This is a genomic window from Bradyrhizobium sp. (assembly GCF_017881085.1).
Taxonomy (GTDB): Bacteria; Pseudomonadota; Alphaproteobacteria; order Rhizobiales; family Xanthobacteraceae; genus Bradyrhizobium.
This window is the reverse complement of the sequence record NZ_JADGRI010000228.1, coordinates 1-8,851: the sequence shown is the minus strand read 5'-3', so window position 1 is coordinate 8,851 and position 8,851 is coordinate 1. Positions and strand designations below refer to the sequence as shown.

Here is an 8,851-nt window from a genome sequence, read left to right as displayed (position 1 = left end):
GAAACCGCAACGCTTGCCGCCTATGTCGCGGATCTGAAGTTCGAGGATATCCCAACCGAAGTGCTCGATCGCGCCAAGGTGCTGACGCTGGATTTCCTCGGCAGCGCCATCCGGGCGCGGCGCGACGCGGAATCCACGCCCTCGCTCTTGAAAATGCTGCAAGCGCTGGCGCTCGACGGCTCGGGCTATTCCACCGTGTTCGGCGACACCAGGACCTGGACGCCCGCGGTAGCGGCCCTGCTCAACGGCGCGCTCGGCCATTCCCTGGATTTCGACGACACGCACGCGGATTCCTCGCTGCATCCGAGCGCACCGGTGGTCCCGGCCGCGTTCGCGGTCGGCGAAATGGTCGGCGCCTCCGGCCGCGACGTGCTGACCGCGATCGTGGCGGGCTATGAGGTCTGCTGCCGGCTCGGCAACGCGCTCGATCCCACCTCGCATTATGCGCGCGGCTTTCATCCCACCGCCACCGCCGGCACTTATGGCGCGGCCGCCGCGGCGGCAAAACTTTTCGGACTGTCGAAGGAGCAGATCATCGCCGCGTTCGGCGTCTCCGGCAGCCAGGCCGCGGGCTCGCTGCAGTTCCTGGTCAACGGCGCCTGGAACAAGCGCTACCAGGTCGGCGCGGCCGCGATGAACGGCGTGATCGCGGCGACGCTGGCGCGCAACGATTTCATCGGCGCGACCGAATCGGTCGAAGGCAAGCACGGCCTATTGGTCGGGTACAGCGACAATCCGCATCCGGACAAGGCGATCGCCGGTCTCGGCAAGATCTACGAGACCATGAAGATCGGCGTCAAACCCTATCCGAGCTGCCGCTATACCCATGCCGCCCTCGATGCGCTGATCGCGATGCGCCGGGAGCACAACCTGACGCCGGACCAGATCAAGCGCGTCGAGATCGGGCTGCATCGCAACGGCATCACGCTGACCGGCGACGCCGCCACCAAGCGGCATCCGACCTCGATCGTCGGCGGCCAGTTTTCGATGTTCTTCACCGGTGCGGTGGCGCTCGACCAGGGCGGCTTCGGCTGGGACGATTATCAAAGGCTTGGCGACGCCGCGGTCGACGCGCTGGCCGACAAGTTCGAGGTGGTGCAGGACGATCGCCTCGAAATCGGCCGCAGCCATCCGTTCGGCGCACGCGTCAGCATTACCACCGACGACGGCGTGCATGAGCGGCTCTATACGGATCCCTCCGGCGAACCGAATTCGTTCCCCGACGCGCAGGCGATGGCGCAGAAATTCCTGACGCTGGCCCGTCCGGTGCTGAATGGCCGCGCCGATCAGCTTGCCGACGCGATCCTCTCGCTGGAACGATTCGATCGCGTCGAGACGGCGACGAAACTCGGCCGGCAATAGGACGGAAGCTCAATTTCCGGCGGCGACATGCCGCTTGCCGCCGGTGGCGGCGATCACGTCGGCTACGAGGTGCGAAACCCCCTCGATGTCGTATCGATTTCCCGAGGTGCCGAAGCGGGCGATGACGAGCCGTTCGGAGGGAACGATGACGACATATTGCCCGAAGGTGCCGCTGGCGTAGAAGGAGTCGGCCGGCCAACCGCGCGAGGTGCGGTATTCCGCGCCAATACTGTCGCCGCGATTGGTCCAGAACCCCGCACCATATCCGACCCATGCGTGTGCGGTCGGCGTCGCGGAGTAATTCACCCATCCTTCAGGCAGAATGCGTTGTCCGCCGACGACGCCGTCGTTGAGATAGAGGGCGCCAAAGCGTGCCCAGTCGCGCGCGGAAGCCAGCATCTGGCTCGATCCCTCCGGCGTGCCGGTGGTGTCGAATTCCAGCGTGACGTTGCGCATGCCAAGTGGAGCGAACAGCTCGGTGCGCGCAAGGCGCAGCACGTCGGCGGCGTGCCCCCCGGCCGCGTCGCGGATCAAACGCGAGAGAATGATGGTGTTGCCATCGTGATAATTCCAGGCGCTGCCGGGCTGGCTTTCGAGATCGGCGCTTTGGGCAAACGCCGCCATGTCGCGCTCGACATATTTCATCCGGTTGACCGTCGCGATGGCGCTGGCGAGCGAGGCATTGAGCGAGCTGCCCATCGCCAATCCGCTGGTGTGGCGCAACAGCTGATCGATCGTGACGGCGTGGTGGGGATCATCAGGGCTTTGCCAGGCTGCGACCGGCGCCGGTTCATTGACGGCGAGCCTGCCCCGACGAACCAGAATCCCCGTCAATGCCGAGATCACCGACTTGGTCGCGGAATAGCCGAGGATCGGCGTATCGATGCCATAGCCGGGCGCGTAGCGTTCGGCGACGACGCGGCCGTCCTTGAGCACCACGACCGCATGGGTGTGGCGAAGCGGCGGCCGATCCGGCTCGGTGAAGGCGCGCTCGAGCGCGAGCTTGAGCGCCGGAGTCGCAGGTTCCACCGGCGCAGGCCCGGCAATCTCCGGCAGCATAGCGCGTTCCGCCATGCCCGCGGCCGGTGGCGGCGGCGCATCGACGGTCGCGTCGTCATGCGCGACATAACATCCCAGACCGTCGCGATAGACGGCGTGGCTTTGTCCGCCGCCGAGCAGCGTCACGGTGACGTCCTTGCGCGCACGATCTACCTTGTAGCTGACGGCCCAAACGATCAGCCCGGCACCGGGCATCGCCGCCGTCGTCTCCGATAAAACCCGGTCCGGATCGAGGCCGGACACGAAGGTCTCCGAGCAAAGGGTATGCGCGATAAAGCCGGTCGCGACCCGAGGCGCGTCGGGCGCCCGAACCGCTGTCAGCGCCAGCGCGCCACATAATGTTGCCGTCACGAGCAGGATGATCTGGTTTTTTCGGGTCACGGGTTTTCTCCGGCAGTCTCTCGCCAACATGGCGCGCCGGATATGGCCCGAGCGGCGGCGCGACGGCTCGCCGGATTCGGAAATCGCGCTGGTCGAAACCTTCAGCCGACTGGCGGATTCCGAAATAGGCCAGCTATCTCAATGGATTTTGAAGCTACGCGCGGGCCTCATTGAGCCTGCGGTATTCGGTCGGCGTGACCCCGGTGGTCGCCTTGAAGGCACGGTTGAACGGCCCGAGCGACTGGAAGCCGGCATCCATCGCGATGGTGATGACGGGCACTTCGGCCTGTGAGGGGTCGGCCAGCGCCGCCTTCGCCTCCTCGATCCGGTGGTTGTTGAGGAAGACGTTGAAATTGCGGTAACCGAGCTGCTGGTTGATCAGGCGCCGCAATCTGTATTCGGGCACCGCGAGTTTCGTCGCCAGCATTCCGATGGTGATGCCCTCGTGGCGATAGATGCGTTCGTCCGACATCAGGCGCATCAGGGCACCGAGCAGTTTCCGATCTGAAGCGCTGGTTTCGCTGGGTGCGACCGCCGGGGCGACCGGCTTTTGCGCAGGCGCAAAAATCGTCTCGCCCTTGATCCGCATCAGAGAGACGGCAATCGCGATCACGAGGACGGCGAGAATGGCGGCGTTCACGGAGGAGATCACGCTCGGAGAGCCATTCGCAGGCAAAAAGATCTGCGCGGCCGCGTTGAAGCCGGCATAGACCGCGGTCGCGACCACCACGAACACCCGCAACCGCCGGCGCTCCTCGACCAGATCGGTGGACCAGGACGCGATGGTCTGACCGACGGCAAACGCAACGAAGACAAGCGAAATCACCGAGATGGCGATGGCGAAAGTTCGCGGATCCAGGATTTGCGCCGGCACCAGCACCAGGCAATTCGACAGGCTCAAAGTCACCACCGCCGCCCACGGCGCGACGTACCAGCCGCGCACTTCAAACGCGTCGTCGAACAGCGCCCGCGCGAACAGCCAGAACACCACGACATTGCCGGTGGACACCGCGATCAACGCCGCATGCCACGGCGTCACCGGCAGCGTAAACCCCGACGCCGCGGTCACCGCATGGGCTGCCGAACCCAACGCAAAGGCGCTTCCCAGACGGCCCGCGGTGACGGTCCTGAAATCACGGAACAACAGCGCCGCGAGCAGCAGCAACAATGTTGTCGTGCCCGCGCCTAGCGCGAGGTTGATCTGCGATAGCATGCGTTCACATTTCGCGATGAGCCATACGGCCGAACCTAGTCCAAGCCATCGTCCGTTTCAATTTGCCGGCGCAGCCCGCCATTTGCGGGCGACGTCACCCAGACATCGGCGACATGACCGAACAGGTCGAACTGGCCCCCCTTTTCGGCGCCGAGCCGCCGCGCCACCGCCTGTGACGCGATGTTATCCTGGTCGATGCAGTGGACGATCCGGTCGAGTTCGAAGGTGGCAAACGCCCAGTCGATCGCCGCCCGCGCCGCCTCCACCGCATAACCCTTGCCGCGAAATTCGCGGGCAATGCCCCAGCCGACTTCAAGACCCGGCCAGCCCGGTGGAAACCACGGCCCGACCCGGCCCGCGAATTTTCCGGTCGATTTCTCTTCGACCACGAACATGCCGAAGCCATGCAACGCCCAATGCCCGGACATGATCGCCGCGTTGCGCCAGCCGACCAATTCATCGGTGACGGGCTTGCCGTCGGCGGTGATGAACCGCGCGGTGCCGGGATCGGACAGCATCGCCGTGTTCGGCGCGACGTCAGCGCCGCGCCATTGCCGCAGTTTCAGACGCCCGGTCTCGATGACGGGACCCCCGGGCTGGGCAAGCGTAACGCCGGGTTTGAGCGGGGGCAGCATTGCGAGCTTCCATGTTTCATGGAAACTATCTGCCACCTCACGTCAGGCGGCAAGGGCTGCGCGAATCATCCGGGCCAGATCGGACTTGCGATACGGCTTGGGGAGCAGCAACACCCCGGCGTCGAGATGACCGTGATGGATGATGACTTCGTTCGAATAACCTGACGTGAACAGGACCTTCAGCGAAGGCCTGCGCTGCAGCGCTGCGTCGGCGAGTTGGCGGCCGTTCATCGAACCCGGCATGATCATATCGGTAAACAGCAGATCGATTCCCCTGGGACCATCGATAACGGCCAGGGCCTCGGTTGCGTCGACCGCCGTCACCGTATGGTATCCGAGGCTCTTGATCTGGCCCACGACGAATGTTCGCACCAGATGGTCGTCCTCAACGACCAATATGGCTTCATGGCCGCCTTCAAGAATTGTGCTGCGAGGCAGCTCGGTAGACGCCGCGGCGCCGCTCACCTGCGGCAGATACATCCTTACCGTCGTGCCATGGCCTTCTTCGCTGTAGATCTTGATATGCCCGTTGGATTGTTTGACGAACCCGTAGACCATGCTGAGGCCGAGGCCGGTCCCCTTGTCGACGCCCTTGGTGGTGAAGAAGGGCTCGAAAACCCTTTCCATGATGCTGGCGGGAATGCCGTGGCCGGAATCGGTTACGGCGACCATTACATAGGGCCCGGCGGTGACATCGCTGTGGATTTCGGCGTAGCGATCGTCGAGGTTGACATTGCTGGTCTCGATGGTGAGCTTGCCGCCTTCCGGCATCGCGTCGCGCGCGTTGACGGCGAGATTGAGGATCGCATTGGTGAGCTGACCGGGGTCGATCAGCGCGCGCGCCACATCTCCGGCGAGCGCCATGTGGATCTCGACGCGCTCGCCGAGCGTCTGCTGCAGCAGCTTGGCCGTATCCATCACCAGTGAATTGACGTCGACCTCGCGCGGTTGCAGCGGCTGCTTGCGGGCGAATGCGAGCAGACGCTGGGTCAAATCCGCGCCGCGCGCCGCGGCCTCGTCGATCATCTGCGCGATGGCCGCCAGCTCCGGCCGGTCTGCAACGGCTTCCGCGAGGATTTCGATCGTTCCGGTAATGACCGTGAGAATATTGTTCAGGTCATGGGCGACGCCACCGGTCAATTGCCCCACCGCTTCCATCTTCTGGACCTGGCGCAGCTGCATCTCCGTGACGTTCTTTTCGTCCAGCAGGCGGTCCTTCTCCTCGACCAGGGCCTTCATCTTGTCGACGGTAACCTGCAGTGCCGCGCCGCGGGAGGCGGTCGAGACCGCCTCGGCCAGCACGTTGGCGAAGCCGGTCAGAAAATTAATGTCGTACTGGTCGTACTCGTGCCGCTGATCGTTATCGATCTCGAGAATGCCATAAGGCTGCTCATCACTGCCCTTGATGATGACGTCGATGATCGAGACGATGCCGTACGCGGCATAAAACGGCGGCGGATCGAAGCCGGCGTCCTTTTGCAAGTCGTCGATGATGGATGGCAGCCCGGTGGTGAAGGCGCGTCCCTGCGGCGAGCTCATATCGGCGCGCGACACCACGTAACCGATCACGCCGTCCTGCCAGCCATGACCGGCGACGATGAGAAGATCGTTTTCTTCGGGGCGATAGCGGCAAATCTTGCTGAAGGGGACGCTGAGGCCTTCGGCGCACACCCGAGCTGCTTCGGTGAGGATTTTCATCAAATCCCGCTCGCGCAACGCGAAGCTCCCGAACCGGGCGATGGCGGCCTGCTGGCGAAGCAGCTTTTGAACTTGCGCGGCGGCATCGGTCATGGGTGGCTCGACTGCATTGTCGCGTATTATCGTAAGATGGACTGACCGGCCGCCGACTTATATCCGTGGACTTACGGGTTTTGACTGATTCGCATCTTCACCGGATGCGACATTTTCGTCCACACAACTTTCAGGTGTGCAATATTGAACACCCCGGGGGGCGAGTCGGGGTGGACCGGATCGGCCAGGGGCTTGTAACCTGCGTGGCCATCCCGCCGACTCAAGATTTCCCATGCTCCGCACGCCCTTCATCGAAACCCTGAGCGACCTGTTCATCCGCTCGGCCGCGTGGCGCGGGCGCGACGAGTTGTTCGTCGACGAAGAGGATCGCATCACCGGCACGGACGCGCTCGACCAGGCGCTCGGAATGGCGCAGGGCTTTGCCGATCACGGCGCCACGTCCGGCCGGGTGATCGCGTTTCTCTGCCGCAGCTCGGCGCGGCATGCAGTGGCGTGGTTCGCCGCTCCCATGAGCGGACGGATCGCCTGCAGCCTGCATGTGCGCGAGACGCCGGAGCGGCTGGGCCAGGCGCTCGACTGGCTCGACGCCAGCATCCTGGTGCATGATTCCGACCTCGAGGCCGAGGCGATCGCGGCGGTCTCCGCATCCGGCCGCCCGATCCGGCGCATCAGCCTTGGCGCGCGCGGCAGCGCCGATGCCGACTACAGCGGCATTATCGCTAGCACTGCGCCCTTCGACGTCGCCGCCAACAGGCCAAAGCCCGCCGATGTCGCCGCGATCGTGTTCTCGTCTGGCACGACTGGAAAGCCCAAAGGCATCATGCACAGCCAGAAGACGCTGCTGGAGGCCGCCAAGGGCGGCCAGGTGGTGATGGGACCGATCACGCCCGACAGCGCCACGCTGCTCTACATGCAGCCGTCATTCGCGGCATGGCCTATCATCGTACTGCCTTACGTAGCCGCGAAAGCAAAAGTCTGTTTCGGCAAGCTGTTCACGCCGCCGGCGTTCCTGGAATCCTGCCAGCGCGAGCGCATCACGCTGGCGCCGCTGGTGCCGACGATGTGGCGCATGGTGTTCGAGGCCTCACCTGAGAACTACGACCTGTCGGCGCTGACGCTGGTGTCGATTTCCGGCGAAGCCCCGGCGCCGAGCGACGTGCGCCAGCTCTACGACAGGTTCTGCAGGAACATCTGCTGCGTCTATCTCTCCGGCGAAGCCTTTACCGCATCCGGCGTGATGGCCAACACGCGGGATCTGATGGAACGCGGCAAGATCGGTTCCAGCGGCCGGCCGGTGGTCGGCGCCGACGTCAGGATTCTGGTGCCCGGCGGAAGTTTCGATGACGAGGCTCCAAACGGCGAAACCGGCGAGATCGCGATCTCCGGTCCGTCGCTGGCGATCGGCTACTGGAGGGACCCGGAATTGACGCGCGAGAAATTCCACGACGGCTGGTGGCGCAGCGGCGACCTCGGGCGGCTGGACTCCGACAACTATCTCTGGGTGAGCGGCCGCATCGACAATGTGATCAACACCGGCGGCATCAAGGTCAGCGGCGAGGAGATCGAGCATGCGCTGTTGTCGCATCCCGCCATCGCGCAATGCGCGGTGGTCGGCCAGCCCGACCAGCGGCTGGGACAACGCATCGAGGCCTATCTCGTCGCCCGCGGAGCGCCGCCGGAATCGGGCGAAATCGACCTGTTCCTGCGCCAGAAGCGCCATCTGGCCGGCTACAAGATTCCGAAGGCGTTTCACTGGATCGACGCCATGCCTACCGGCCCGACCGGAAAACTGTTCCGGCGCGCGCTGCGGACGGATGGATAACGGTCTATCGTCGTCCGCGCGAAAGCGGGACCCATAGCCACCGAAGCTGGATATTAAGCCGGTCCGCGGCCTCCGGCCTTTTCGAATACACAAGCCGGTGGTCATGGCTCCCGGCGTTCGCCGGGACGACATTGATCTGCTATGGTCGCCGCAATAACCACAGACATCTCAGGAGACCCCATGAGCTGGCTTCCCGACAACGATCCCGTGCTCGGCGACGTCAAATCCTGCGACGCGCTGGAATTGGTCATCGTGCCGCGCACCCGCGATCTCGGCGATGGATTTGCGGTGCGCCGCGCGCTGCCGCACGGCAAGCGCCAGATGGTGGGCCCCTTCATCTTCTTCGATCATTTCGGCCCGGTTCAATTCATGTCCGGCAAGGGCATGGACGTGCGCCCGCATCCGCATATCGGGCTTGCCACCGTCACCTATCTGTTCGACGGCAGCATCATGCACCGCGACAGCGAGGGCAATATCCAGGAAATCCAGCCCGGCGCAATGAACCTGATGACCGCGGGCCGCGGCATCGCCCATTCCGAGCGCACGCCGGACCTGCAGCGGCAGAACGGCCAGAAGATGCTGGGCCTGCAGAGCTGGATCGCGCTGCCGGCCGGATCGGAAGAGATC

Annotated in this window: 7 protein-coding genes; 3 read left to right on the top strand and 4 right to left on the bottom strand. The window is 64.4% G+C overall.

The genetic code is table 11. The features are described from left to right. The coding region (locus QZ213_RS19720) for an MmgE/PrpD family protein (RefSeq protein WP_291687774.1) at nucleotides 1-1,362 on the top strand (1,362 nt) is incomplete at its 5' end. 9 nt (nucleotides 1,363-1,371) lie between these two features. Here the strand turns inward: QZ213_RS19720 and QZ213_RS19715 are convergent. From QZ213_RS19715 to QZ213_RS19700, 4 genes are all read right to left on the bottom strand, one after another. Further along, entirely contained in the window at nucleotides 1,372-2,802 is a 1,431-nt protein-coding gene (locus QZ213_RS19715) for a serine hydrolase (protein WP_291687773.1), read from the bottom strand. A gap of 154 nt (nucleotides 2,803-2,956) precedes the next feature. Continuing rightward, complete coding sequence (locus QZ213_RS19710; RefSeq protein ID WP_291687772.1) at nucleotides 2,957-4,015, bottom strand: helix-turn-helix domain-containing protein; 1,059 nt, start codon at nucleotides 4,013-4,015, stop codon at nucleotides 2,957-2,959. Between the two features lie 35 nt (nucleotides 4,016-4,050). After that, a complete protein-coding gene (locus QZ213_RS19705) occupies nucleotides 4,051-4,650 on the bottom strand; it encodes a GNAT family N-acetyltransferase (protein ID WP_291687771.1) in 600 nt (199 codons plus the stop codon). Between the two features lie 42 nt (nucleotides 4,651-4,692). Beyond that, nucleotides 4,693-6,441: an ATP-binding protein gene (locus tag QZ213_RS19700; protein WP_291687770.1), complete on the bottom strand. Its 1,749-nt coding sequence runs from the start codon at nucleotides 6,439-6,441 to the stop codon at nucleotides 4,693-4,695. A 232-nt stretch (nucleotides 6,442-6,673) separates the two neighbouring features. On the opposite strand from QZ213_RS19700, the gene QZ213_RS19695 reads away from it, so the two are divergent. Then, a complete protein-coding gene (locus QZ213_RS19695; protein ID WP_291687769.1) occupies nucleotides 6,674-8,224 on the top strand; it encodes a class I adenylate-forming enzyme family protein in 1,551 nt (516 codons plus the stop codon). Nucleotides 8,225-8,404: 180 nt separating this feature from the next. After that, nucleotides 8,405-8,851 (top strand): pirin family protein (locus tag QZ213_RS19690; RefSeq protein ID WP_291687768.1); only part of this gene is annotated, 447 nt, incomplete at its 3' end.

Excerpts from the sequence above, each read along its gene's own strand:
- QZ213_RS19700 (WP_291687770.1), bottom strand. The coding sequence starts at position 6,441 with ATGACCGATGCCGCCGCGCAAGTTCAAAAGCTGCTTCGCCAGCAGGCC.
- QZ213_RS19705 (WP_291687771.1), bottom strand. The coding sequence starts at position 4,650 with ATGCTGCCCCCGCTCAAACCCGGCGTTACGCTTGCCCAGCCCGGGGGT.
- QZ213_RS19695 (WP_291687769.1), top strand. The coding sequence starts at position 6,674 with ATGCTCCGCACGCCCTTCATCGAAACCCTGAGCGACCTGTTCATCCGC.
- QZ213_RS19710 (WP_291687772.1), bottom strand. The coding sequence starts at position 4,015 with ATGCTATCGCAGATCAACCTCGCGCTAGGCGCGGGCACGACAACATTG.